Below are 24065 nucleotides of genomic sequence, written 5' to 3'. Positions count from 1 at the left end.
CGTCTTGGCTGACACGCAGCGCCGGCAAGGGGGGAATAGGCTGCAAGGCACCTCAACGAAGGAGTTCCGCCATGAAGAAACTTGCCGCATTGGTCGCCATTGCATTCACTCTCTCCGTGCCGCTGGCTGGCTGCAACACCTGGAGAGGTGCCGGCCAAGACGTGCAGAAGGCCGGGGAAAAGATGGAGGACGCGGGCAAGAAGAAGCAATGACGACGCACTCGCCCATCGCACGCCGACAGTAATGTCATCGCGCATCGCGATGGCTCCCCCTTAGAAACCGAAGGAAAATACGGGACTCCATCTCCATACGAGATGCCAAGCCCCGTATGACCTCCTCGGAACGCAGCTTCGCCCGCCGCATCGACCTTACGTCGCTGCAGTTGTTCGTGGCCGTCTGCGAGCTCGGCAGCATCGGACGCGCGGCGGAGCGCGAATTCATCGCGGCTTCGGCCATCAGCAAGCGGCTCTCGGATCTCGAAGCCACCCTCGGCACCCCCCTGCTCTATCGCCATGCGCGCGGCGTCGACCTGACGCCCGCTGGTGAGAGCCTTCTTCACCACGCGCGCTCGGTGCTCTACAGCCTCGAGAAGATGCAGGGCGAACTGAGCGAATACGCCGACGGCGTGCGCGGCCATGTGCGCGTGCACGCCAACATCTCGGCCATCGTGCAGTTCCTGCCCGAGGACCTCGGCGCTTTCACGCGCGAGCACGACGCGATCAAGATCGACCTGGAAGAGCACCTCAGCAGCGAGGTGGTGCGTGCGGTCCACGAGGGTGCTGCAGACCTCGGCATCTGCCACGTGCCCGAAGGCACGAGCGAACTGCAGAGCCTGCTGTACCGCCACGATTCGCTGGTGCTGATCGTGCCCGCCGGCCATCCGCTGGCGGCGCAGCGCGCGATCGATTTCGCGGACTCGCTCGATGTCGACCACGTCGGCCTGCACACCAACAGCTCAATCTACGTCGCGATGCACCAGGCCGCACTGGCCGCCAATCGCACGATCAAGCTGCGCATTCACGTGACTGGCCTCGACGCCATGTGCCGAATGATCGAGAACGGCCTCGGCATCGGCGTGATGCCGCTGCGCGCCTTCGAGCTGATGCAAGGCGGCATCGGCCGCGGCTTGACGTGCGTGGCGCTGAACGACACCTGGGCGGCGCGCGAGATCCGCCTGGTCGCACGCGATTTCTCGACGCTGCCGGTCGCGGCGCGCATGCTCGTCAAGCACCTGCAGGCGCCGGCTGCGGCGCCCGACCAGCTGGCCGCATAAGACAATCACCCTCCCCACGAAAGAGACCATCACCATGGCACGCACGCTCTACGACAAGCTCTGGGACGAACACGTCGTCCACACCGAGGAAGACGGCACTTCGATCCTCTACATCGACCGCCACCTGGTCCACGAAGTGACCAGCCCGCAGGCCTTCGAGGGGCTGCGCGAAGCCGGCCGCAAGCTGTGGCGCATCAGCTCGGTGGTGGCCACGGCCGACCACAACACGCCGACCACGCACTGGGAGCGCGGCTACGACGGCATCGCCGATCCCGTCAGCCGCGAGCAGATCACCACGCTGGACAGCAACATCTCGGAGTTCGGCGCCGCCGCATTCTTCCCCTTCCTGAGCAAGCGCCAGGGCATCGTGCACGTGATCGGCCCCGAGTCGGGCGCGACGCTGCCGGGCATGACGGTGGTGTGCGGCGATTCGCACACCTCCACGCACGGCGCCTTCGGCGCGCTCGCGCACGGCATCGGCACCAGCGAGGTCGAGCACGTGATGGCCACCCAGACGCTGCTGGCCAAGAAGGCGAAGAACCTGCTCGTCAAGGTGGATGGCAAGCTGGCGCTGGGCTGCACCGCCAAGGACATCGTGCTGGCCATCATCGGCAAAATCGGCACCGCCGGCGGTACCGGCTACACGATCGAATTCGCCGGCTCGGCGATCCGCGATCTGAGCATGGAAGGCCGCATGACGGTGTGCAACATGGCGATCGAGGCCGGTGCGCGCGCCGGGCTGGTGGCGGTGGACGAGAAGACCATCGCCTACGTCAAGGGTCGCCCGCTCGCGCCCACGGGCGTCGAATGGGACCAGGCCGTCGCCTACTGGAAGACGCTGCAATCTGACGCCGATGCGCACTTCGATGCCGTGGTCGAACTCGACGCCGCGCAGATCAAGCCGCAAGTCACCTGGGGCACCTCACCCGAGATGGTGGTGCCGGTGGACGGCCGCGTGCCCGATCCGGACAAGGAAAAGGACGCCAACAAGCGCGGCGCCATCGAGCGCGCGCTGACCTATATGGGTCTGGAGCCGAACAAGCCGATGAACGACATCCTCATCGACAAGGTGTTCATCGGCTCCTGCACCAACAGCCGCATCGAGGACATGCGCGAAGCCGCGGCGATGGTCAAGAAGTTGGGCCAGAAGGTCGCCAAGAACGTCAAGCTCGCGATGGTCGTTCCGGGCTCCGGCCTCGTGAAGGAACAGGCCGAGCGCGAAGGGTTGGACCAGATCTTCAAGGCCGCGGGCTTCGAATGGCGCGAGCCGGGCTGCTCGATGTGCCTGGCGATGAACGCCGACCGACTGGAGCCCGGCGAGCGCTGCGCCTCCACCAGCAACCGCAACTTCGAAGGCCGGCAGGGTGCCGGCGGCCGCACCCACCTGGTGAGCCCGGCCATGGCAGCCGCCGCCGCGGTGCACGGCCATTTCGTCGACGTTCGCCAATTCGCCTGAGGAGCCAGACACCATGCAGAAATTCACCGTGCACAAGGGCCTCGTGGCGCCGATGGACCGCGAGAACGTCGACACCGACGCGATCATTCCCAAGCAGTTCCTGAAGTCGATCAGGAAGACCGGTTTCGGCCCCAACCTGTTCGACGCCTGGCGCTACCTCGATCCGGGCGAGCCCGGCCAGGATCCGAAGTCGCGCAAGCCGAACCCCGACTTCGTGCTGAACCAGCCGCGCTATGCGGGCGCCTCGATCCTGCTCGCACGCCAGAACTTCGGCTGCGGCTCGTCGCGCGAGCATGCACCGTGGGCGCTCGACCAGTACGGCTTTCGCGCCATCATCGCGCCGAGCTATGCGGACATCTTCTTCAACAACAGCTTCAAGAACGGCCTGCTGCCGATCGTGCTGAGCGAGTCGCAGGTCGCCCAGCTCTTCGACGAGACCTTCGCCTTCCCGGGCTACAGCCTCGCCATCGATCTCGAGCGGCAGGTGATCGTAAAGCCCGACGGCAGCGAACTGGCCTTCGAGGTCCAGGCCTTCCGCAAGTACTGCCTGATCAACGGCCTGGACGACATCGGCCTGACGCTGCGCCACAAAGACAAGATCAAGGCCTTCGAGGCCGAGCGCCTGGCGCAGAAGCCCTGGCTCAGCCACCAGCTGATCGCCTGACCCCTTCCACTTCTTCAGAACAACTTCATGAAAATCGCAGTTCTTCCCGGTGACGGCATCGGCACCGAAATCGTCGCCGAGGCCATCCGCGTGCTCGACACGCTCGACCTCTCCTTCGAAATGGAATCGGCCCTGGTCGGCGGCGCGGCCTACGAGGCCCACGGCCACCCGCTGCCCGAGGCCACGCTCAAGCTGGCCAAGGAAGCGGATGCCGTGCTGTTCGGCGCCGTCGGCGACTGGAAGTACGACAAGCTGGAGCGCTCGCTGCGCCCCGAGCAGGCCATCCTGGGCCTGCGCAAGAACCTCGGCCTGTTCGCCAACTTCCGTCCGGCGATCTGCTACGAGCAGCTGGTCGGCGCCTCGAGCCTGAAGCCCGAGCTGATCGCGGGTCTCGACATCCTGATCATCCGCGAGCTCACCGGCGACATCTATTTCGGCCAGCCGCGCGGCCGCCGCACCGCTGTCGACGGCCACTTCCCCGGCGCCGAGGAGGCCTTCGACACCATGCGCTATTCGCGCCCCGAGGTCGAGCGCATCGCCCACGTCGCCTTCCAGGCCGCGCGCAAGCGCAGCAAGCGCGTGACCAGCGTCGACAAGGCCAACGTGCTCGAAACCTTCCAGTTCTGGAAGGACATCGTGACCGAGGTGGGCAAGGAATACCCCGACGTCGAACTCGACCACATGTACGTCGACAACGCCGCGATGCAGCTGGTCAAGGCACCCAAGAAATTCGACGTGGTGGTCACCGGCAACATGTTCGGCGACATCCTGTCCGACGAGGCCGCCATGCTGACGGGCTCGATCGGCATGCTGCCCTCGGCCTCGCTCAACGCCGGCAACCAGGGCCTCTACGAACCCAGCCACGGCAGCGCGCCCGACATTGCCGGCAAAGGGGTTGCCAATCCTTTGGCTACAATCCTGTCCGCTGCCATGATGCTCCGCTTTTCCCTGAACCAGCCCGAGGCTGCCGACCGTATCGAGTCGGCGGTCAAGCACGTGCTGGCCCAGGGTTTGCGTACGGCAGACATCTGGTCCGCGGGCACGACCAAGGTGGGCACCCGCGAGATGGGCGACGCCGTGGTGGCAGCCATCACCAAAAAGACGATTACCGGCTAACCGCAGCCCGCTTCGTCATGCCCTCCCCCCGGCTCTGACGAGCCGGGCGCAAAGAAAAGACAACTTTCTTTTTTCACAAGGGCAAACTGAAAATGGCGAACGCAACTCAACCTCTGGTCGGTCTCGTAGGCTGGCGCGGCATGGTCGGCTCGGTCCTCATGGACCGCATGCAGGCCGAAGGCGACTTCGGACTGATCGAGCCGCTTTTCTTCTCGACCTCCAATGCCGGCGGCAAGGCCCCGGCGATGGCCAAGAACGAGACCACGCTGAAGGACGCGCACGACATCGAGGCGCTCCGGAAGTGCGACATCGTCATCACCGCCCAGGGCGGCGACTACACCAGCGCGGTCTTTCCCAAGCTGCGCGCCGCGGGCTGGAACGGCCACTGGATCGACGCCGCCTCCACTCTGCGCATGAACGATGACGCGATCATCGTGCTCGATCCGGTCAACCTGCCGGTGATCCAGAAGGCGCTCGCCAAGGGCGGCAAGAACTGGATCGGCGGCAACTGCACCGTGAGCTGCATGCTGATGGGCGTGGGTGCTCTCTACAAGGCCGGCCTGGTCGAGTGGATGACCAGCATGACCTACCAGGCCGCTTCCGGCGGCGGCGCGCAGCACATGCGCGAGCTGCTCACGCAGTTCGGCTCGATCAACGGCGAAGTGCGCGCGCTCCTGGACGATCCGAAGTCGGCCATCCTCGAGATCGACCGCAAGGTGCTGGCCAAGCAGCAGTCGCTGAGCGCGGCCGAGACGGCCAACTTCGGCGCACCACTCGGCGGCAGCCTGATTCCGTGGATCGACAAGGATCTCGGCGACGGCATCAGCAAGGAAGAGTGGAAGGCCGGCGCCGAAACCAACAAGATCCTCGGTCAGGGCGCAGGCTTCGGAACGGCTGCGACGCCGGTCGACGGCTTCTGCGTGCGCATCGGCGCGATGCGCTGCCACAGCCAGGCGCTGACATTCAAGCTCAAGAAGGATGTGCCGGTCGCCGACATCGAAGCGCTGATCGCGGCCGACAACGACTGGGTCAAGGTGGTGCCGAACAACCGCGAAGCCACGCTCAAGGACCTGACGCCGGTCGCAGTGACTGGCACCATGAGCATCCCGGTCGGCCGGGTGCGCAAGCTCGCGATGGGCCCCGAATACGTCGGCGCATTTACCATCGGCGACCAGTTGCTGTGGGGTGCGGCGGAGCCGCTGCGCCGCATGCTGCGCATCCTGCTCGAGGCCTGAAGCGATGTCGGGCGCCCTTCCGGACGCCCGACGTTGCGGTGCCGCAACGCAGAAAGCGCTCCGAAGTTGGTGCGCACTGGGTAGATAAGGCCTGTCGCCTTGTCAGTGCGGGGTGATGATGTTAACGTCCTCTTACACTTTTGGGCCGAGCTGCCCCCTACCAGCATGACACGACACCCGTTGCCTGCGGCCCGCCTCCCGGCCACTTGCCCGACTCCGACGATTTCAGGTCGGTGCCAGCTCTCACTTCTCAGCGCCGCGGTCGCCTTGGCCCTAGGCGCGATCAGTACCGACGCGGCCGCCCTGGCGCTCGGGCGGCTCAATGTGCAATCGGCCTTGGGTGAACCGCTCAGGGCCGAAATCGAGGTCACCGAAATCACGGCGGCCGAGGCTGACGGCCTGAAAGTCCGCATTGCCCCGGCGGACGCATTCAACGCCGCCGGCGTCCCCTACAACCCAGCCTTGGCGGATGTGCGGACCAACCTGCAGCGCCGCGCCGACGGCCGTTATGTGGTGCGGCTGAGCAGCAATCGCATGCTCAGCGAGCCCTTCATCGACTTGCTGCTCGAAGCGACCTGGAACTCCGGCCGCGTCGTGCGCGACTACACGGTGCTGCTCGACCCGCCCAAGAGCCGAACCGCAACGGCCGCCGCGCCGATCGCCCCAACTGCACCGCAGATCACCGCGCCTTCGCAGCGCACGGCTCCCGCCGTCGTGCAAGCCCCGGCCCGCCGCGAACGCCCCGCGCCCGCCGCTGCGGCCCCGGCAGCCCCGACGCAAGCCGAAGGCGCGGTGCGTACCGGCAGCGGCGACCAGCAGGTGACCGTGCAGCCCGGCGATACCGCCAGCAAGATCGCTGGCGCTTACAAATCAGCCGACGTGTCGCTCGACCAGATGCTGGTGGCGCTGCTGCGCGCCAATCCCGACGCTTTCATCGGCCGCAATGTCAACCGCATCAAGGCCGGTGCCGTGCTCGATGTGCCGAGCGCAGCGCAAGCCAGCAGCGTGCCGGCCCCCGAAGCCCGGAGCACCGTGACCGCGCAAAGCCGCGATTTCGGCGAGTACCGCCGGCGCCTGGCCGAGAACGCACCGGCTTCGCGCGTCGCCGAGGCAGACCGCCAGGCTTCGGGCAAGCTGCAGGCCAACGTCGAGGATCGCAACGCCGCAAGTGCAGCCGCTGACAAGCTCAAGATCACCCAAGGCGGCGCAGTCGCCGGCCGGCAGACCGAAGAACAGCTGGCCAAGGCCCGCCAAGCCCAGGACAGCAGCACGCGCGTTGCCGAGCTGTCCAAGAACATCAGCGAACTGAACAAGCTGCAGGCCGCGAGCGGATCGCCCACAACGGCCGGCAGCACCGCGCCAGCCGCAGCGCCAGCACCGGTTGCACCTGCACCTTCGGCGGCTGCGCCGGCCGCGACCCCGCCCACGACGGGCTCGACCCCCGCTCCCACTGCTGCCGCGCCTGCAGCCAGCCCGGCCATCCCCGCCCTGCCGGCCGCTGTCGCACCCGCCGCAACGGCCGCGGCGGAAGCCCCGGCAACGCCGCCGGCTGCTACGACGACGCCCCCCGAAGCCGCGGCTTCCGCAGCCGCGCCCGCAGCGGTGCCTGCCCCAGCGGCCGCCGCCAAGCCCAAGCCGCCCGCGCCTTCACCCGCGCCGGTGGAACGCAGCTTCTTCGACGAATTGCTCGACAACCCCATCATGCTGGGCGCGGCTGCGCTGATCGCGCTCCTGGTCGGCTTCCTGCTCTACCGCGTGCTCGGCCGCAAGCGCCGCGACGCCAACGACAGCGTGTTCCTCGAGAGCCGCATTCCCAAGGACTCCTTCTTCGGCGCCAGCGGCGGCGAATCGGTGGACACCAAGAACCGCGGCAACTCGGTCGTGTCCTCGCTGTCGTACTCGCCGAGCCAGCTCGACGCCGGTGATGTCGATCCGGTGGCCGAAGCCGACGTTTACCTGGCCTATGGACGCGATCTGCAGGCCGAGGAAATCCTGCGCGAAGCGCTGCGCGTCAACCCGGAGCGCACTGCCATCCATCTGAAGCTGCTCGAAATCCACGCCAAGCGGCGCGACCTGCGCGCCTACGAAGCGCTGGCCTCCGACGTGCACAAGCTGACCGGCGGCACCGGTGCCGACTGGAACCGCGTGGTCGAACTGGGCAAGGACCTGGATCCGGGCAACCCGCTGTACGAATCGGGTGGTCGCGGCGTCTCGGCCGCAGAGACCGCCGCCTTCGCCGGCACGCTGGCCGCGGCAACCGCGACCCCGCCTGCTCCCGCACCGGCAACGAGCCCCGTGGCAAAACCCGTTGTCGCGGCCGCGCCGCCGCCGGCCTTCGTGCCGTCCGTCGCGCCGCTCGATTTCGACCTCGACTTGAGCAAGCCGCCGGCACCGGCACCTGCGTCGGCTGCTGCGGCGCCGGTCAACGCCACCCTTCCGGCGGCGCGCAACGGGGCTGAAAATGCCGCAGCGCCATCGCTGGTCAAGTACAGCGCACCACTCGCTTCGAGCGCCAAGATCGATCTCAACAACGACTTCGACACCGCGCCCGGCGCGCTGCAGCCGAACACGGCACGCGCGCCGCTGAACACGGAGGAGGAGTTCACGCAGCCCGCGACCCTGCGCGCCGGTCTCCCCGGCGACTCCGGCTTCATCGAATTCGACATGAGTTCGATGGCCGGCCTGTCGGGCCGCAGCCCTGCCGACACCGAGCGCGGCCGCCTGGAGCCGGTCGAGGACAGCGGCGAAAGCCCGCATGCCATCAAGCTTTCGCTGGCGCGCGAACTGAAGGCGCTGGGCGACGTCGAAGGTGCGCGCTCGCTGGTCGAGGAAGTGGCTTCCGAGGGCTCGGGCGAGGTCAAGGCCGAAGCCAAGCAACTGCTCGGCCAGTTGCGCTGAACGGCCGTGCGGCCGCCGATCCCGCGGTGAGGCTGGCCCTCGGCATCCGCTACAACGGTCAAGCCTACGACGGCTGGCAGAGCCAGCCATCGCGCCGTACCGTTCAGGACAAGCTGGAAGATGCGCTCGGCCACTTCGCCGCTCAGCCCATCTCCACGCTCTGCGCGGGGCGCACCGATGCCGGTGTCCATGCCCTGATGCAAGTGGTGCACTTCGATACCTCCGTCGAGCGCGCACCCTTCTCCTGGGTGCGGGGCACCAACCGTTTTCTTCCCGACGACATCGCGGTGCAATGGGCGCAGCCGGTGCCCGACCAGTTCCACTGCCGCGCCAGCGCGCTCGCCCGGCGCTACCTGTACGTGCTGTCGCAGTCCCCGGTGCGCCCGAGCCTGGATGCGGGCCGCGTGGGCTGGTCCATGTACGAACTCGACGGCGACGCGATGCGTGCCGCGGCTGCGATGCTGGTGGGCCGGCACGATTTCAGCTCCTTTCGCGCCTCGGCCTGCCAGGCGCGTTCGCCGGTCAAGGATTTGCGGCGCATCGAGATCACGCGGCACGGCGACGCCGATCGCTGCCGCTGGCACTTCGAGTTCGAGGCTGACGCCTTCCTGCATCACATGATCCGCAACATCATGGGCAGCCTGGTGCGCATCGGCCGGGGCGACGCGCCTCCGGAATGGATGCGCGACGTGCTGGAGGCGCGCAGCCGCGTAGTGGCCGCTCCGACTTTTTCGCCGAACGGCCTCTATTTCCTGGGGCCGCTCTATGCTGCCGGATGGGGGCTTCCGCCGGAGGCGACGATGCAGAACACCGGCGCTGCGTATGATGGTCCGCCATGAGTTCCGCCCCGTCCGCCACGCGCACGCGAATCAAGATCTGCGGGCTGACGCGCGAGCAGGACGTGGATGCCGCGGTCGATGCCGGTGCCGATGCCGTGGGTTTCGTGCTCTATCCGGCCAGCCCCCGCGCGGTGACGGCGGAACGCGCCAGCCGGCTGGCCTCGCGGCTGCCGCCCTTCATGACGCCGGTGCTGCTTTTCGTCAACGAGCTTGTGGCCCAAGCCGCGGCCTCGCTGGCCGGCGTCCCGGGTTCCATGGCCCAGTTCCATGGCGACGAGACGCCCGATCAATGCTGGGAAGCCAGCGGCCGCGGCGCCCACCGCTTCATGCGCGCGGCCCGCATTCCGCTGGGCGCAGCCGGAACGGGCTTCGACCTCGTAAAATACGCGTCCGATTACTCCCGCGCCCACGCCATCCTGCTCGACGCCCATGTCGAAGCCTATGGCGGTGGCGGCAAGGCATTCGATTGGTCACTTCTTCCACCCGCCGTCGACGCTCACCTCGTCTTGAGTGGTGGGCTCACACCTGCAAACGTGGGCGATGGCATTCGCCAGTTGCGCACGGCAGCCAAGTCGCTGTCCGTTGACGTGAGCTCCGGCGTCGAGGCCTCCAAAGGCATCAAGGACGCCGTGAAGATCCGCGAATTCGTGGCCGCCGTGCGTGCGGCCGATGCCCTCAGTTAGCTGGCTGCCGACCTCGATCGAAGGGGGCAGCCGGCCCCACCGATCGAGACCATGAACACCTACCAGCAACCCGACGCCAGCGGCCATTTCGGCATCTACGGCGGCACCTTCGCCAGCGAAACGCTGACCCACGCGATCAACGAATTGCGCGACGCCTACGCGAAGTACAAGGACGACCCGCAGTTCCAGGCCGAGTTCCATCACGAACTCGCGCACTTCGTGGGCCGGCCCTCGCCGATCTACCACGCCGCGCGCACCAGCCGCGAAATGGGCGGCGCGCAGATCTACCTCAAGCGTGAAGACCTGAACCACACCGGCGCGCACAAGGTCAACAACACCATTGGCCAGGCCATGCTCGCCAAGCGCATGGGCAAGCCGCGTGTGATCGCCGAAACCGGCGCCGGCCAGCACGGCGTGGCCACCGCCACCATCTGCGCGCGCTACGGGCTCGAATGCGTGGTCTACATGGGAAGCCAGGACGTCAAGCGCCAGAGCCCCAACGTCTACCGCATGAACCTGCTCGGGGCGACCGTGGTCCCCGTGGAATCGGGCAGCAAGACACTGAAGGACGCGCTCAACGAAGCGATGCGCGACTGGGTCACCAACGTCGAGAACACCTTCTACATCATCGGCACCGTCGCCGGCCCGCATCCCTACCCCACCATGGTGCGCGACTTCCAGAGCGTCATCGGCACCGAGTGCATCGAACAGATGCCCGCCATGCTGGCGGCCCAGGGCATCACCGGCGAGGCCGAAGGCCGGCAACCCGACGTGGTGGTCGCCTGTGTGGGTGGCGGCAGCAACGCCATCGGCATCTTCCATCCCTACATTCCCTTCGCGGACACGCGCCTCATCGGGGTGGAAGCGGCGGGCGAAGGCCTGGACAGCGGCAAGCACGCGGCCTCGATCCTGCGCGGCAGCCCGGGCGTGCTGCACGGCAACCGCACCTACCTGCTGCAGAACGAGGACGGGCAGGTCACCGAAACCCACAGCATCAGCGCGGGACTCGACTATCCCGGTGTCGGTCCCGAGCATGCCTACCTGGCCGACATCGGCCGCGCCGAATACGTGGGCATCACCGATGCCGAAGCCCTCGAAGCCTTCCACTACCTGTGCCGCACCGAAGGCATCATTCCCGCGCTCGAATCGAGCCACGCGTTCGCCTACGCGATGAAGCTCGCGAAGACCATGCGCCCCGACCAGTCGATCCTGGTCAACCTCTCGGGCCGCGGCGACAAGGACATCGGCACGGTGGCCGACCTCTCGGGCGTCGACTTCTACGACCGGCCATCGATGCGCGGTTTGAGCGTGAAGGGAGGCCGGGCATGAGCCGCATCGCCGCCACCTTCGAAGGCCTTCAAAAAGACGGCCGCAGAGCACTGATTCCCTACGTCACGGCCGGTTTTCCCTTTGCCGACATTACGCCCGAACTCATGCACGGCATGGTCGAAGCGGGCGCGGACGTGATCGAGCTCGGCGTACCCTTCTCCGACCCGATGGCCGACGGGCCGGTGATCCAGGCGGCCGGCGAAGCCGCGCTGGCGCTGGGCATCGGCATGAAGCAGGTGCTGGCCATGGTGGCCGCTTTCCGGCAGAAAAACGACGCCACGCCGGTGGTGCTGATGGGCTACGCCAATCCGGTCGAGCGCTACGACGGCGTGCACGGCAAGGGCAGCTTCATCCGCGACGCGGCAGCCGCCGGCGTGGACGGCCTGCTGGTGGTCGATTACCCGCCCGAGGAATGCGAAGACTTCGCCGCCGAGCTCCAGGCGCACGGCATCGACCTCATCTTCCTGCTGGCCCCGACCAGCACCAGCGAGCGCATGGAACAGGTCGGCCGCATCGCCACCGGCTATGTCTACTACGTCTCGCTCAAGGGCGTGACCGGTGCCGGCCACCTCGACACCGAGGCGGTCGGACGGATGATTCCGCGCATCCGCGAGCACGTGAAGCTGCCGGTGGGCGTGGGCTTCGGCATCCGCGATGCGCGCAGCGCGCAGGCGGTCGGCTCCACGGCCGATGCGGTCGTGATCGGCACCCGCATCATCCAGCTGATCGAGGGCCAGCCGCGCGACCAGGTGGTGCCGCGGGTACGCAGATTCCTCGCCGAAATCCGCGAGGCGCTCGACGCCTTGCCGGCCGCCACGCCCAAGAACGCGGCTGGCCGATAATCCCGCCAACACAAGGAGCCCCCATGAGCTGGCTTGAAAAACTGCTTCCCCCCAAGATTGCCCCCACCGACCCGAGCGAGCGCCGCCAGATGCCCGAAGGGCTCTGGATCAAATGCCCGAGTTGCGAGACCGTTCTCTACAAGACGGACCTCGAGCACAACCAGAACGTGTGCCCGAGCTGCGGCCACCATCACCGCATCGGCGCGCGCGCGCGGCTCGATGCCTTTCTGGACTCCGAAGGCCGCTACGAGGTCGGCCAGGAAGTGCTGCCGGTCGACGCCCTCAAGTTCAAGGACAGCCGCAAGTACCCCGAGCGGCTCAAGGAAGCGCTGGAGAACACCGGCGAGACCGACGCGCTGGTGGTCATGGGCGGCTCGGTGCACAGCATCAACGTCGTGGTCGCCTGCTTCGAGTTCGACTTCATGGGCGGCAGCATGGGCAGCGTGGTCGGGGAGCGCTTCGTGCGCGGCGTCGAGACCGCGATCGAGCAGAAGGTTCCCTTCATCTGCTTCACCGCGACCGGCGGTGCGCGCATGCAGGAGGGCCTGCTCTCGCTGATGCAGATGGCCAAGACCAACGCCGCGCTCACGCGCCTGGCCAAGAAAGGCCTGCCCTACATCAGCGTGCTGACCGATCCGACGATGGGCGGCGTGAGCGCCGGCTTCGCCTTCGTGGGCGACGTCGTGATCGCCGAGCCCAAGGCGCTGATCGGCTTTGCCGGACCGCGCGTGATCGAGTCGACGGTTCGGGTGACCTTGCCTGAAGGCTTCCAGCGCGCCGAGTTCCTGCAGACCAAGGGCGCGATCGACTTCATTTGCGACCGCCGCGAGCTGCGCAAGACCGTCGCAAGCACGCTTGCGATGCTGCTGCGCCAGCCCGCCGACGCAGTGATCTGAGCGCGGCCGGCCTATCGGCCGAGGCCGAAGGCCGTGGCCATCAGGCTGCCGAGAACGATCGCGCCGACCTGCAGCAGGACGATGGCGGCGAGCGGCGACAGGTCGACGCCACCCACCAGCGGAATGAAGCGCCGCAGCGGCCGCACCAGCGGTTCGGCCAGCCGCGCGATCAGATCCTGCAGCATCGACGATGCATTCGGCACCCAGGACAGCACGGCATAGACGATCAGCAAGGCAGTCAGACCCGACACTGCCAGTTGCAGCAGGCCGATGAGCGACACCAGCGGCAGGATCGCCCAACGGCCCAGGCTGCCCATCAGCACCCAGAGCAGCAGGAACTTGGCCATCACCAGCAGCCAGGCGGCCACGGCGCTGGCCAGGTCCCAGCGCTTGACCGAAGGCACGATGCGCCTCAGCGGCAACACGATCCAGTCGGTGACGGCGAACACGAAGCGCCCCAGCGGATTGCCGAAGGGCACCCGGTGGTACTGCATGTAGAGACGCAGCAGGCAGGCGCCGCCGAGGAGGCCGACGATCACGTCGAGCAGGAACGAGGGGATCTGGTAGAGCATGGCGCGCGGTCGTGGACGGAATGCGATGATAGCCACGCAAGGTTCATCGATGACGACTCAACCCCTTCTGCATTCGCTTCCCCTCTTTCCCCTCGCTACGGTGCTGTTCCCCGGCGGCCTCTTGCCGTTGCGCATCTTCGAGGTGCGCTACCTCGACATGATCGGCAAGTGCCACAAGGCAGGCGCCCCCTTCGGCGTGGTCAGCCTCACGCAGGGCTCGGAGGTTCGCAGGGCGGGCGCAGAAGCCGAAAGCTTCGCCACGCTCGGCACGCTCGCCGTCATCCGGGAATTCGACGCGCCCCAGGCCGGCCTGATGCAGATCGAATGCGTGGGCACGCACCGCTTTCGCGTGCTTTCCAGCGAGCTCCACAAGCACGGGCTGTGGACGGCCGATGTCGAGGCGGTGTCCGATGACGTTGCGCTCGCTGTCCCCGAGGACTTGCAGCCGACGGCCGAAGCGCTGCGCCGCCTGGTCCAGACGCTGGAGGAGCGGCGCCGCATGGAGGGCAACGAGAACGTCCGGCTGCCGATCACGCCGCCCTACCGCTTCGACGATTGCGGCTGGGTGGCCAACCGCTGGTGCGAGCTGCTGCCGGTACAGCCGGAACTCAAGCAGCGCCTGATGGAGCTCGACAGCCCGCTCATGCGGTTGGAACTGGTCAGCGACCTGCTCGCGCGCACCGGCATCACCAAGTAGTCCGCTCTTCATTCCATAGCGCGAGGGCGAGGGTCGGCCGGCTAAAATGGCGGGTTGCGCGCGCAGCCGCCCGCGCCTCTATTCCTCTTCCATGTCCGACGCTCCGATCTCCCCCGTTCCCGCCCCTGCCACCGACGACAACCAGCTCATCGCCGAACGGCGCGAAAAGCTGAAGGCGCTGCGCGCCGCGCAGGCCGAAGGCAAGGGGGTCGCGTTCCCGAACGACTTCAAGCCCGCCGATCGCGCAGCCGCGCTCGTTGCAACGCATGGCGAAACGGCCGCCGAAGTGCTCGAAGCCACGCCGGTCGCTGTCAGCGTGGCGGGCCGCATGATGCTCAAGCGGGTGATGGGCAAGGCCAGCTTCGCGACCGTGCAGGACGCGACCGGCCGCATCCAGCTCTACATCACGCGCGACGCCGTCGGCGAGGAGGCCTACGCCGAATTCAAGCACTGGGACCTGGGCGACATCGTCGGCGCCGAAGGCTCGGCCTTCAAGACCCGCACCGGCGAGCTCTCGGTCAAGGTCACGAAGCTGCGCCTGCTGACCAAGAGCCTGCGGCCGCTGCCCGACAAGTTCCACGGCATGGCCGACCAGGAGCAGAAGTACCGCCAGCGCTACGTCGACCTGATCACCGACGAGACGGCACGCGAGCGCTTCGCGGCGCGCAGCCGCGCTGTGAGCGCGCTGCGCGAATTCATGGTGGCCAACGACTTCCTCGAGGTCGAGACGCCGATGCTGCACCCGATCCCGGGCGGCGCCAACGCCAAGCCCTTCAAGACGCACCACAACGCGCTCGATCAGGAGATGTTCCTGCGCATCGCGCCCGAGCTCTACCTGAAGCGGCTGATCGTCGGCGGCTTCGAGCGCGTGTTCGAGATCAACCGGAGCTACCGCAACGAAGGCATCTCGGTGCGGCACAACCCCGAGTTCACGATGATGGAGTTCTACGCGGCCTACTGGAACTACCGCGACCTGATGGACTTCACCGAAACGCTGATCCGCACGATCGCGCAGAAGACCGTGGGCAAGCTCGAGCTCGAGTACCAGGGCAAGCCGGTCTACCTGAGCCAACCCTTCGAGCGGCTCACGATCCGCGAGGCGATCCTGAAGCACACGGAGGCGGGCGCGAACGTCGACGACGCCGCCTGGCTGGTCAACGCGCTGCGCAAGCTCGGCCTGACCGAAGAGAAGGGCAAGCTCTCGCAGCGCAGCCTGGCGAGCCTGCAGGTGATGTACTTCGAGGAGACCGTGGAAGAAAAGCTCTGGCAGCCGACCTTCATCATGGAGCACCCGACAGAGATCTCGCCACTGGCGCGCGCCAACGACGAGCGCCCCGAGGTGACGGAGCGCTTTGAGCTCTACATCACGGGCCGCGAATTCGGCAACGGCTTCAGCGAGCTCAACGACGCAGAAGACCAGGCCGCGCGCTTCAATGCGCAGGTCACGGCCAAGGACAGCGGCGACGACGAGGCGATGTTCTACGACCACGACTTCGTGCGCGCGCTGGAATACGGCATGCCGCCCACCGGCGGCTGCGGCATCGGCATCGACCGCCTGATGATGCTCCTGACCGACTCGCCGAGCATCCGCGACGTCATCCTGTTTCCTGCCTTGCGCCGGGAATCTTGAAGACGCCTGCGCCCGTCATCGGCATCGACTTCGGCACATCCAATTCCGCGGTCGCCTGCGTGGCGGGAAGCGGACTTGCCCGCATGCTGCCGGTGGAAGGGTCGGCGACGACGATCCCGACGGCCGTCTTCTTCAATACCGAAGACCGCAGCACGCATTTCGGGCGCGAAGCGATTTCGCTCTACCTCGCCGGCACCGAAGGCCGCTTGATGCGCTCGCTGAAGAGCCTGCTCGGCAGCTCCCTGATGCAGGATCAGACCGAGATCGACAACCAGCGGGTCAGCTTCGAGGAAATCATCGCGCTCTTCCTGTCGGAACTTGCGACGCGCGCCCAGCGGCAGCTCGGCGTCGAGCCTGCACGGGTCGTGATCGGTCGGCCGGTGCATTTCGTCGACGACGATGCCGCGCGCGACCGCGAGGCGGAGGCCACGCTGCGCCGAGCCGCGCAAAGCGCCGGTCTGGGCGAAGTCGGATTTCAGTACGAACCGATCGCGGCCGCTTTCGATTACGAGCGGCGCGTCACCCGTGAATCGCTGGTGCTGATCGTCGACATCGGCGGCGGCACCTCCGACTTCACGGTGGTGCGTCTCGGTCCCGAACGCATGGCGAAGGCAGATCGCTCCAGCGACGTGCTGGCCACCACGGGCGTGCACATCGGCGGCACCGATTTCGACCAGCGGCTCAGCGTCGAATGCGTGATGCCGCATTTCGGTTTCCGGCACATCGGCCCCCAAGGCCGCGAAGTGCCGAGCAGGACCTTCTTCGACTTGTCTTCCTGGCACCTGATCAACTGGCTCTATGCGCCGAAGGCGATCCGGCAGGTCCAGGAGTTGCGCATCAACTACCTCGACACGCAGCTGCACGACCGGCTCATGAGCGTGCTGGTGGACCGGCAAGGGCATCGCATCGCCAGCGAGGTGGAAGAAGCCAAGATTCGAACGTCCACGACGAACGACGACGTGGCCATCGATCTGTCCTTCGCGGAGGTGGATCTGGGCGCTGCCCTCACGGCGAACGGCATGGCCGGGCACCTGGCAGCGCTGCTCGACAACGTGGTTTCCTGCGCGCGCGAATGCGTGAAGCAAGGCGGCGCGACGGGCGACACGCTCGACGCCATCTATCTGACGGGCGGGTCATCGGCGCTGAGCCCGTTCCAGAGCGCGCTGCGACACGCGTTCCCGGGCACGAAGATCATCGAAGGCGATCTGTTCGGTGGCGTGGCCGCCGGCCTGGCCTACGCCGCTGCATGAAATACCTTTCCGCCTACCCCGCAGACCTGCGCGCCCAGGTCGAGCATCTCATCGCACAGGGCAGGCTCGGCGACTTGCTGCTGAAGCGCTACGGCGGCGTGCACGATATCCGCACCGACCGCGCGCTCTACGACTACGTGAGCGGCCTCAAGAACGAGTTTCTGCGCAATGCCGAACCGCTGTCCAAGGTGGCTTTCGACAACAAGCTGCACGTGATCCGCAACGCGCTCGGCACCCACACGACCATCTCGCGCGTGCAGGGCAGCAAGCTCAAGGCAAAGCGCGAGATCCGGGTTGCGAGCCTGTTCAAGGAGGTGCCGATCGAATGGCTGCGCATGATCGTCGTGCACGAGCTGGCGCACCTGAAGGAGCGCGAGCATGACAAGGCCTTCTATCAGCTCTGCGCCCACATGGAGCCGGACTATCACCAACTCGAGTTCGACCTGCGCCTCTATCTGACGCACCTCGAAAGCGGTGGCCAGCGGCTCTGGTCGCCCGAAGTCTAGGGACGCGGAAGCATCGCCGCGGCGCGCCGGTAGGCCGGCGACTGCATGAGCGCGCCCCAATCGAGCGCCGGTGCACGTGGCAGGAGGCTGCGCCGGCGCGCCTCGCTGGCCGCATCCGGCTGCCAGCGGCCGCTGCGTCGGGCAGCGGCGAAGCCATCGAGCACTTCGTCGAGCACCGTGCTCTCGCTCACGCTCTGATTGCACAGCAGCGCGAGGTCGCAGCCGGCCTCAAGCGCAGCGAGCGCCGCTTCGGTGTAGCTCAGCAGCTCGCCCTCGATATGACGTGCGGCCTCCATGCTGAGGTCGTCGCTGAACACGGCGCCATCGAACCCCAGCTTGGCGCGCAGGATCTGCTGCAGCCATTTCGACGAAAAACCTGCGGGCCGGGCATCGACCTTGGGGTAGATCACGTGCGCCGGCATCACCGCCCCGAGCGTGCCGTTCAACCAGTCATAGGGGCGTGCGTCGTCGGCCAGGATGGCCTTGAGGCTGCGCCGGTCTATTGGAATCGCGACATGCGAGTCGGCCTTGACGAAACCATGGCCGGGGAAATGCTTGCCGCAATTGGCCATGCCCACTTGCAAAAGTCCATGCGCCAGGCTTCTCGCGAGCAGCGCGACGACGCGCGGATCGCGATGGAAGCTGCGATCGCCGATCACGCTGCTTTCGCCGTAATCCAGATCGAGCACGGGCGTGAAACTGAAGTCGACGCCGCAGGCGCGGAGCTCGCCCGCAAGCACATGGCCGCAGGCGACTGCAACCTGGGCGGCGCGCAAGGGTTCGCTCATCCAAAGTTCCCCCAGCACGCGCATGGACGGCAGCCGCGTGAAGCCGTCGCTGCGAAAGCGCTGCACGCGGCCGCCCTCGTGATCGACGCAAATGAGGATGTCGGGCCGGAGTGCCTTGATCTCGGCATTGAGGGCGCTCATCTGTGCGCGGTCCTGCCAGTTGCGTGCGAAATGGATCACGCCGCCCACCAGCGGATGCGCAAGACGGCGGCGATCGGCCGCGTTCAGTTCGGTGCCCGCGACGTCGATGATCAGCGGGGCATGCAGTACGTTGTTGGCCGTCATTTCTTGCGTTCGACCACGACGAAGCTCGCCGCGTAGTCGGTCTCGTCGGTCACGGTCACGTGCGCCATCAGATGCTCGGCCTCGAACCACTCCTTCAGCACGCCGTGGAGCACGATCACGGGCTTGCCGCTGCGCTGGTTCGCGATCTCGCACAGCCGCCAGCTCATCGGCATGCGCATGCCCTTGCCGATGGCCTTGCTGAAAGCCTCCTTGGCGGAAAAGCGTGTGGCCAGGTAGCGCAATCCGCGCTTCGGCCAGCGGGCGCTGCGCGCGCGCCAGACTTCGAGCTCGGCGTCGCTCAGCACACGCTGCGCGAAACGCTCGCCCTGGCGATCGAAGGTCGCCTCGATGCGGCGGATGTCGCAGATGTCGGTGCCGATGCCGTAAATCATTTCAGCACCCGCCCGGCCGCCCGAAGGGTGCTGAGCGCCCCCTCGGGGGGCAGCGAGTACACGAAGTGACGAGCGTGGGGGCCCATTTACGTAGCCTCTTGGATGCAGCGCAGATAGTCCTTGGTGGCCGCGGCGTAGCCGAGCTCTAAGGCGTCCGAAACGAAGGCATGGCCAATCGAGACCTCGCGCACGTTGGGCACGGCCCGCAGGAATTCCGTGAGGTTGTCCCGGCTCAGGTCGTGACCGGCGTTGACTTCGAGACCGGCGGCCTGCGCGGCGCGCGCCGCCTGCACGTAGAGCTGCAGCACGGCATCCGCCCTGGAAGTGCCGCGCGAGGAGGCATAGCCTTCGGTGTAGAGCTCGATGCGATCGGCGCCGGCCGCCTTGGCCGCCGCCATCATGTCGGGCTCCGGATCCATGAACAGGCTCACGCGAACGCCCAGCGCCTTGGTTTCGGCGATCAGTGGGCGCAGTCGCTCGGCGTCGTAAGGAAAATTCCAGCCGTGGTCGCTGGTCGACTGGGTTTCGCTGTCGGGCACGAAAGTGGCCTGGTGCGGGCGCAGCTCGCGCACGAAATCCATCAGGTTGTGGAAAGGGTTGCCCTCGATGTTGAACTCGGCCTGCGGCCAGTCCTTGGCCAGCAGCCCCGAGAGGTCATGCACGTCCCGCGGGCGGATGTGGCGTTCGTCCGGCCTGGGGTGCACGGTGATGCCGTGCGCGCCGGCGTCCAGGCACAGCGCAGCGGCGAAGAGCACGCTCGGGATCCCGAGATGCCGGGTGTTGCGCACCAGCGCAACCTTGTTGAGATTGATCGACAGGGAAGTGCTCATAGGGCTTGCAAATCTCTCATCATCTGGCGCGTGCGCAGCATGCTCACGCCGCAATGGTAGTTGAGCAGCGTGCGCAGCTGGTTGCGCAAGGCACTGTTGGTGCCGGCGTTCATCAGGGCGACCAGGCGCAGCGTGGCGGGGAACGGCGCTCGGTCCCCGAGCGCGCGCTCCAAGGCCTGCCATTCGGCGCCGCTCAACGCGGCTTCGTCGTCGGCAGCCTGGCGCAGGCCCGCTTCGGGCACCAGGGTGTAGCGCATCTCGGCCTGCAGCGGCGCCAGCGTGAGGGTCTGGGCATCGAGCGCCGGCAGCAGTCCGACCTCGCGCAGCAGCAGAAGCTCGAAGGCGCGCAGCGCCGCCGCCTGGGTGGCGGCCTGGGCGTCCGCATGGTCGCCCGCCAGCACCTGCACCGCACCGGCATAGGCGTCGAACAGCGCCTCGTGCGCGTCGTCCCGGGCCAGCAAGCGCAGCAGGAGCTCGTTGAGGTAGTAGCCCGACAGCAGGGCCTCGCCGGTCGGCATCACGTGGCCGCCCATCCATTCGGCGGCCTTGAGCGTGCGGATCTCGGCGTCGCCGCCGTAGGAAAGCTGCAGAGGCTGCAGCGGCAGCAGCACCGGGCGAAAGTTGGAACTGGGCCGCTTGGCGCCTTTCGCCACCAGCGCGATGCGGCCGTGATGGCGGGTGAAGACCTCGAGGATCAGGCTGGACTCGCTCCAGTCGTAGCGGTGGAGCACGTAGGCCGGCTCGTGCGAAATGCGGTGCGCGGCGGCCATCTCAGCCTCCCACGCTGGCCAACGGATGACTCACTCGTAGCCGAAGGAGCGGACGCGAGCCTCGTCGTCCGCCCACCCGGAACGCACCTTGACCCAGAGTTCCAGGAACACCTTGGCATCCGCCAGCTTCTCGAGCTCCTGCCGCGTCTCGGTGCCGATGCGCTTGATGCGTTCGCCCTTGTCGCCGATCACCATCGCCTTGTGGCCGTCGCGCTCGACGACGATCGTGGCGGCGATCCGCAGCAGGCGCTTCTGGCCCTTGCGCGCAGGCGGCTCTTCCTCGAACTTGTCGATCACGACGGTCGAGGTGTAGGGCAGCTCGTCGCCGGTGAGGCGGAACAGCTTTTCGCGCACCAGCTCGCTCGCGAGGAAGCGTTCGCTGCGATCGGTGAGTTCGTCTTCGGCATACCACCAAGCCTGCTCGGGCAGGTACTTTTCGCAAATGCCGAACAGGCGCTCGATGTCCTTCGGGTTCTTGGCCGACATGGGGACGAACTCGGCGAAGGCGTGTTTCTGCTGCATCGTCTGCAACCAAGGCGCGATGTCGCCCCGGCGATGCACGTTGTCGAGCTTGTTGGCGATCAGCACCGTCGGAATGCCGGCGCCGAGCAGTTTGAGCACGCGTTCGTCGGCCGGCGTGAAGCTGCCGGCTTCCACCACGAACAGGATCAGGTCCACGTCCGACACCGCGCCCACCACCGTCTTGTTGAGAGACCGATTGAGCGCGTTGGCATGCAGCGTCTGGAATCCCGGGGTATCGACGAAGACGAACTGCGTCGACCCCAGCGTGCGCATGCCGGTGATGCGGTGGCGCGTGGTCTGCGCCTTGCGCGAGGTGATGCTGATCTTCTGGCCGACCAGCGCGTTCAGCAAGGTCGACTTGCCGACGTTGGGCTTGCCGACGATTGCCACCAGGCCGCAGCGCTGCGAAGGATTCGGCCCCGCGGCGTCCTCGCCTTCTGCGGGAGGGATGGTGACGGAATCGATGGGGTCGTCGTTCATGAGGGTGCCTTTGCCGCGCTGCGCGCCTTGAGCCGGATCAACATGGCCGCCGCGGCGGCCTGCTCACCGGCGCGGCGCGAGCCGCCGATGCCGCGTTCGCTGAGGCCCAGATCGGGCACCGCGCATTCGACATCGAAAGTCTGCTTGTGCGCCGCGCCCAGCGTGCCGACCACGCGATAGACCGGCAGCTTCATTTTGTGACCCTGCAGCCATTCCTGCAATTCGGTCTTCGGGTCCTTGGCCACCGCCTCCATGCGCGGCGTGATCGCCACCGATTCGTAGAGCCGGCGCACCAGCGCCTGCGCCGGGCCATAGCCGGCGTCGAGGTAGACGGCGCCGATCAGGGCCTCGAGCGCGTCGGCCAGGATCGAGGGCCGGTTCGGGCCACCCGAGCGCGCCTCGCCCTCGCCGAGCCGCAGCAGAGGGGACAGCGCGAGCTTGAGCGCCAGTTGGTGCAGCGTCTCCTGCTTGACCAGGTTGGCCCGCACGCGGGAGAGATCGCCTTCGGGCAATTCCGACAGGCGCTCGTAGAGAAGGTGGGCGACGGCCAGGTTCAGCACCGAATCGCCCAGGAACTCGAGCCGCTCGTTGTGGTCGGCCGAAAAGCTGCGATGCGTCAGCGCAAGCTGGAGCAGCCGCGCGTCCGAGAACGAATGCTGGAGGCGCGCCTGCAACGCGGCAAGACCACCTTCGTTCACAGTGCGGTCGACGCCGGGCCGGCGTGGGCGTGGGCGTGGGGGCGTTTCATCCTAGCGGGACTGGCCCTTGTATTTCAGCAGCAGGAAAGCCGGGCCAAACAGATGAATTTCGCGCTCGTAGGAATAAGACACCACGACCTTGTCGCCGACCTTCTGCACGTCGAGGTCCTTGCCGGTGACCGATTTGAAGTCGTCGATGGCCTGCGCACGATCGAAGATGGCACGGACTTCGGGCACCGTCGTGCCTTCCTTGGCCTTGTTGGCGGCCTTGTCGATCGCCTGGTATTCGATCAGGGTCGGGATCACCTGCGCGGCAACCACGCCCAGGCAGGCCAGCACGCCCGCGACGAACAGCAGCCCGATGAACGAGATGCCGCGCTGACCCCGTTTGGATTGACTTCTTGCTCTCATGCCCTCTGTCCCTCGAATGAAAAGCTCGATTATTGGAATCCGCCGATGCGCTTGAGATTGCCGAAATTCATCCAGACGAAGAAGGCCTTGCCCACGATGTTCTTGTCCGGAACGAAACCCCAATAGCGCGAGTCGAGCGAATTGTCGCGGTTGTCGCCCATCATGAAATACTGGCCCGCGGGCACCTTGCACACCACGCCCTCGACACTGTAGCGGCAATTTTCCTGATTCGGGAACGCCATGATCTCGACCTCCGAGAGTCCCGCGCGTCGAGTGTCGTCGTTGAGCAGCCTGTGCTCCTTGCCGCCCAGGTTCTCGGAATACTGCTTGAGGTAGCGCATCGCCTCCTCGTCGAAATAGTCGGGCACCGGCTGCTTGTTGACCGGCTGGCCATTGATGATGAGCTTCTTGTTGAGGTAGGCCACCTCGTCGCCGGGCACGCCGATCACGCGCTTGATGTAGTCCATGCTCGGCTTGGGCGGGTAGCGGAACACCATCACGTCACCGCGCGCCGGCGGCGTGCCGTCGGTCATCTTGGTGTTGATGACCGGCAGCCGCAGGCCGTAGGTGAACTTGTTCACCAGGATCAGGTCGCCGGTGAGCAGGGTCGGCATCATCGAGCCCGAAGGAATCTTGAAGGGTTCGAACAGGAAGGAACGCAGCAGGAACACGGCCAGGATCACCGGGAACAGGCCCGCGGTCCAGTCGAGCCACCACGGCTGCATGACCAGACGCTCGCGCGCCTTGGTGTCCACGGTGTCGACCTGCGTGATGCCCTGGCGAGCCAGCTCTTCGCGGCGCTGGGCCAGCGATGCATCCAGGGCATCGGCTGCCTGCCGGCGCTTCGGCAGGAAATAGAAGCGCTCCGCCAGCCAGTAGAGGCCGGTGACGACGGTGGCCAGGAACAGCAGCAGCGCAAAGTTGCCTTCGACCGCGCCGAAGTACCAGGCACCGATATAGCCGACGAAAGCCGCGAGGATCAGGGAGGTGAGGAATGCCATTC

At 66.7% G+C, this 24065-nt stretch carries 25 protein-coding genes; 16 read left to right on the top strand and 9 right to left on the bottom strand.

Translation table 11 applies throughout. The annotated features are described in order from the left end of the window. Positions 1–71 precede the first annotated feature (71 nt). The 12 genes from ACSQ86_RS07485 (at position 72) to accD (ending at position 13231) form a co-directional block, all read left to right on the top strand. A complete protein-coding gene (locus tag ACSQ86_RS07485) occupies positions 72–212 on the top strand; it encodes an entericidin A/B family lipoprotein (protein ID WP_093106516.1) in 141 nt (46 codons plus the stop codon). Positions 213–328: 116 nt separating this feature from the next. Then, complete coding sequence (locus ACSQ86_RS07480) at positions 329–1273, top strand: LysR substrate-binding domain-containing protein (RefSeq protein WP_436308678.1); 945 nt, start codon at positions 329–331, stop codon at positions 1271–1273. Between the two features lie 34 nt (positions 1274–1307). Beyond that, the gene (gene leuC, locus ACSQ86_RS07475; protein ID WP_093106522.1) at positions 1308–2729 is read left to right on the top strand and encodes a 3-isopropylmalate dehydratase large subunit; all 1422 of its coding nucleotides are present in this window, start codon (positions 1308–1310) and stop codon (positions 2727–2729) included. A gap of 13 nt (positions 2730–2742) precedes the next feature. After that, the gene (gene leuD, locus ACSQ86_RS07470) at positions 2743–3393 is read left to right on the top strand and encodes a 3-isopropylmalate dehydratase small subunit (protein ID WP_436303170.1); all 651 of its coding nucleotides are present in this window, start codon (positions 2743–2745) and stop codon (positions 3391–3393) included. Positions 3394–3420: 27 nt separating this feature from the next. Next, positions 3421–4509 (top strand): 3-isopropylmalate dehydrogenase, encoded by a 1089-nt coding sequence (gene leuB, locus ACSQ86_RS07465; RefSeq protein WP_093106527.1) that lies wholly within the window; start codon positions 3421–3423, stop codon positions 4507–4509. A gap of 92 nt (positions 4510–4601) precedes the next feature. After that, a complete protein-coding gene (asd, locus tag ACSQ86_RS07460; RefSeq protein WP_436292610.1) occupies positions 4602–5744 on the top strand; it encodes an aspartate-semialdehyde dehydrogenase in 1143 nt (380 codons plus the stop codon). A 267-nt stretch (positions 5745–6011) separates the two neighbouring features. Beyond that, on the top strand, positions 6012–8642 hold the full coding sequence (locus tag ACSQ86_RS07455; RefSeq protein ID WP_436303168.1) for a FimV/HubP family polar landmark protein: 2631 nt from the start codon (positions 6012–6014) through the stop codon (positions 8640–8642). A gap of 26 nt (positions 8643–8668) precedes the next feature. Continuing rightward, positions 8669–9481, top strand: coding sequence for a tRNA pseudouridine(38-40) synthase TruA (gene truA, locus ACSQ86_RS07450; RefSeq protein WP_093106535.1), 813 nt, complete (start codon positions 8669–8671; stop codon positions 9479–9481). Then, positions 9478–10164 (top strand): phosphoribosylanthranilate isomerase, encoded by a 687-nt coding sequence (locus tag ACSQ86_RS07445; protein ID WP_436308677.1) that lies wholly within the window; start codon positions 9478–9480, stop codon positions 10162–10164. The genes truA and ACSQ86_RS07445 overlap by 4 nt, the downstream gene beginning before the upstream one ends. Before the next feature lie 51 nt (positions 10165–10215). Further along, complete coding sequence (gene trpB / locus ACSQ86_RS07440) at positions 10216–11493, top strand: tryptophan synthase subunit beta (RefSeq protein ID WP_093106540.1); 1278 nt, start codon at positions 10216–10218, stop codon at positions 11491–11493. After that, positions 11490–12335, top strand: coding sequence for a tryptophan synthase subunit alpha (trpA, locus tag ACSQ86_RS07435; RefSeq protein ID WP_093106543.1), 846 nt, complete (start codon positions 11490–11492; stop codon positions 12333–12335). Before trpB ends, trpA begins: the two co-directional genes overlap by 4 nt. 23 nt (positions 12336–12358) lie before the next feature. After that, a complete protein-coding gene (gene accD, locus ACSQ86_RS07430; RefSeq protein ID WP_093106545.1) occupies positions 12359–13231 on the top strand; it encodes an acetyl-CoA carboxylase, carboxyltransferase subunit beta in 873 nt (290 codons plus the stop codon). A gap of 11 nt (positions 13232–13242) precedes the next feature. Here the strand turns inward: accD and ACSQ86_RS07425 are convergent, their stop codons facing one another. Further along, the gene (locus ACSQ86_RS07425; RefSeq protein WP_436303166.1) at positions 13243–13803 is read right to left on the bottom strand and encodes a YggT family protein; all 561 of its coding nucleotides are present in this window, start codon (positions 13801–13803) and stop codon (positions 13243–13245) included. Between the two features lie 49 nt (positions 13804–13852). Here ACSQ86_RS07425 and ACSQ86_RS07420 point away from each other — a divergent pair, with 49 nt between their 5' ends. The 4 genes from ACSQ86_RS07420 to ACSQ86_RS07405 all read left to right on the top strand — a co-directional run bounded on the left by ACSQ86_RS07420 (position 13853) and on the right by ACSQ86_RS07405 (position 17886). Further along, positions 13853–14500 (top strand): LON peptidase substrate-binding domain-containing protein, encoded by a 648-nt coding sequence (locus ACSQ86_RS07420; RefSeq protein ID WP_244503855.1) that lies wholly within the window; start codon positions 13853–13855, stop codon positions 14498–14500. A gap of 91 nt (positions 14501–14591) precedes the next feature. Continuing rightward, complete coding sequence (gene lysS / locus ACSQ86_RS07415; RefSeq protein WP_436308676.1) at positions 14592–16130, top strand: lysine--tRNA ligase; 1539 nt, start codon at positions 14592–14594, stop codon at positions 16128–16130. After that, positions 16124–17380, top strand: a complete 1257-nt coding sequence (locus ACSQ86_RS07410) for an Hsp70 family protein (protein WP_436306271.1) — start codon at positions 16124–16126, stop codon at positions 17378–17380. The genes lysS and ACSQ86_RS07410 overlap by 7 nt, the downstream gene beginning before the upstream one ends. After that, positions 17377–17886 carry a M48 metallopeptidase family protein gene (locus tag ACSQ86_RS07405; RefSeq protein WP_093106559.1) on the top strand — a complete coding sequence of 170 codons (510 nt, stop codon included), beginning with the start codon at positions 17377–17379 and terminating at the stop codon, positions 17884–17886. The genes ACSQ86_RS07410 and ACSQ86_RS07405 overlap by 4 nt, the downstream gene beginning before the upstream one ends. On the opposite strand, the gene nagZ is transcribed toward ACSQ86_RS07405, so the two are convergent. The 8 genes from nagZ to lepB all read right to left on the bottom strand — a co-directional run bounded on the left by nagZ (position 17883) and on the right by lepB (position 24063). Further along, complete coding sequence (gene nagZ, locus ACSQ86_RS07400; RefSeq protein WP_436303164.1) at positions 17883–18959, bottom strand: beta-N-acetylhexosaminidase; 1077 nt, start codon at positions 18957–18959, stop codon at positions 17883–17885. The genes ACSQ86_RS07405 and nagZ overlap by 4 nt on opposite strands. Continuing rightward, complete coding sequence (gene acpS / locus ACSQ86_RS07395) at positions 18956–19351, bottom strand: holo-ACP synthase (RefSeq protein WP_436303163.1); 396 nt, start codon at positions 19349–19351, stop codon at positions 18956–18958. The genes nagZ and acpS overlap by 4 nt, the downstream gene beginning before the upstream one ends. 86 nt (positions 19352–19437) lie before the next feature. Then, positions 19438–20181, bottom strand: a complete 744-nt coding sequence (locus ACSQ86_RS07390) for a pyridoxine 5'-phosphate synthase (protein WP_093106566.1) — start codon at positions 20179–20181, stop codon at positions 19438–19440. Further along, a complete protein-coding gene (gene recO, locus ACSQ86_RS07385; RefSeq protein ID WP_093106569.1) occupies positions 20178–20951 on the bottom strand; it encodes a DNA repair protein RecO in 774 nt (257 codons plus the stop codon). The genes ACSQ86_RS07390 and recO overlap by 4 nt, the downstream gene beginning before the upstream one ends. 30 nt (positions 20952–20981) lie before the next feature. Further along, positions 20982–21953 (bottom strand): GTPase Era, encoded by a 972-nt coding sequence (gene era / locus ACSQ86_RS07380; RefSeq protein ID WP_436303162.1) that lies wholly within the window; start codon positions 21951–21953, stop codon positions 20982–20984. Next, complete coding sequence (rnc, locus tag ACSQ86_RS07375) at positions 21950–22651, bottom strand: ribonuclease III (RefSeq protein ID WP_214701601.1); 702 nt, start codon at positions 22649–22651, stop codon at positions 21950–21952. Before rnc ends, era begins: the two co-directional genes overlap by 4 nt. A 51-nt stretch (positions 22652–22702) precedes the next feature. Beyond that, positions 22703–23062: a DUF4845 domain-containing protein gene (locus tag ACSQ86_RS07370; RefSeq protein WP_093106579.1), complete on the bottom strand. Its 360-nt coding sequence runs from the start codon at positions 23060–23062 to the stop codon at positions 22703–22705. A gap of 29 nt (positions 23063–23091) precedes the next feature. Next, entirely contained in the window at positions 23092–24063 is a 972-nt protein-coding gene (lepB, locus tag ACSQ86_RS07365; protein WP_436308675.1) for a signal peptidase I, read from the bottom strand. Between the last annotated feature and the right edge of the window lie 2 nt (positions 24064–24065).

It is taken from the genome of Variovorax sp. LjRoot130 (genome assembly GCF_964253755.1).
GTDB lineage: Bacteria > Pseudomonadota > Gammaproteobacteria > Burkholderiales > Burkholderiaceae_C > Variovorax.
Note: the sequence above shows the minus strand (reverse complement) of the source record. Positions and strands in the feature narration are given on the sequence as shown.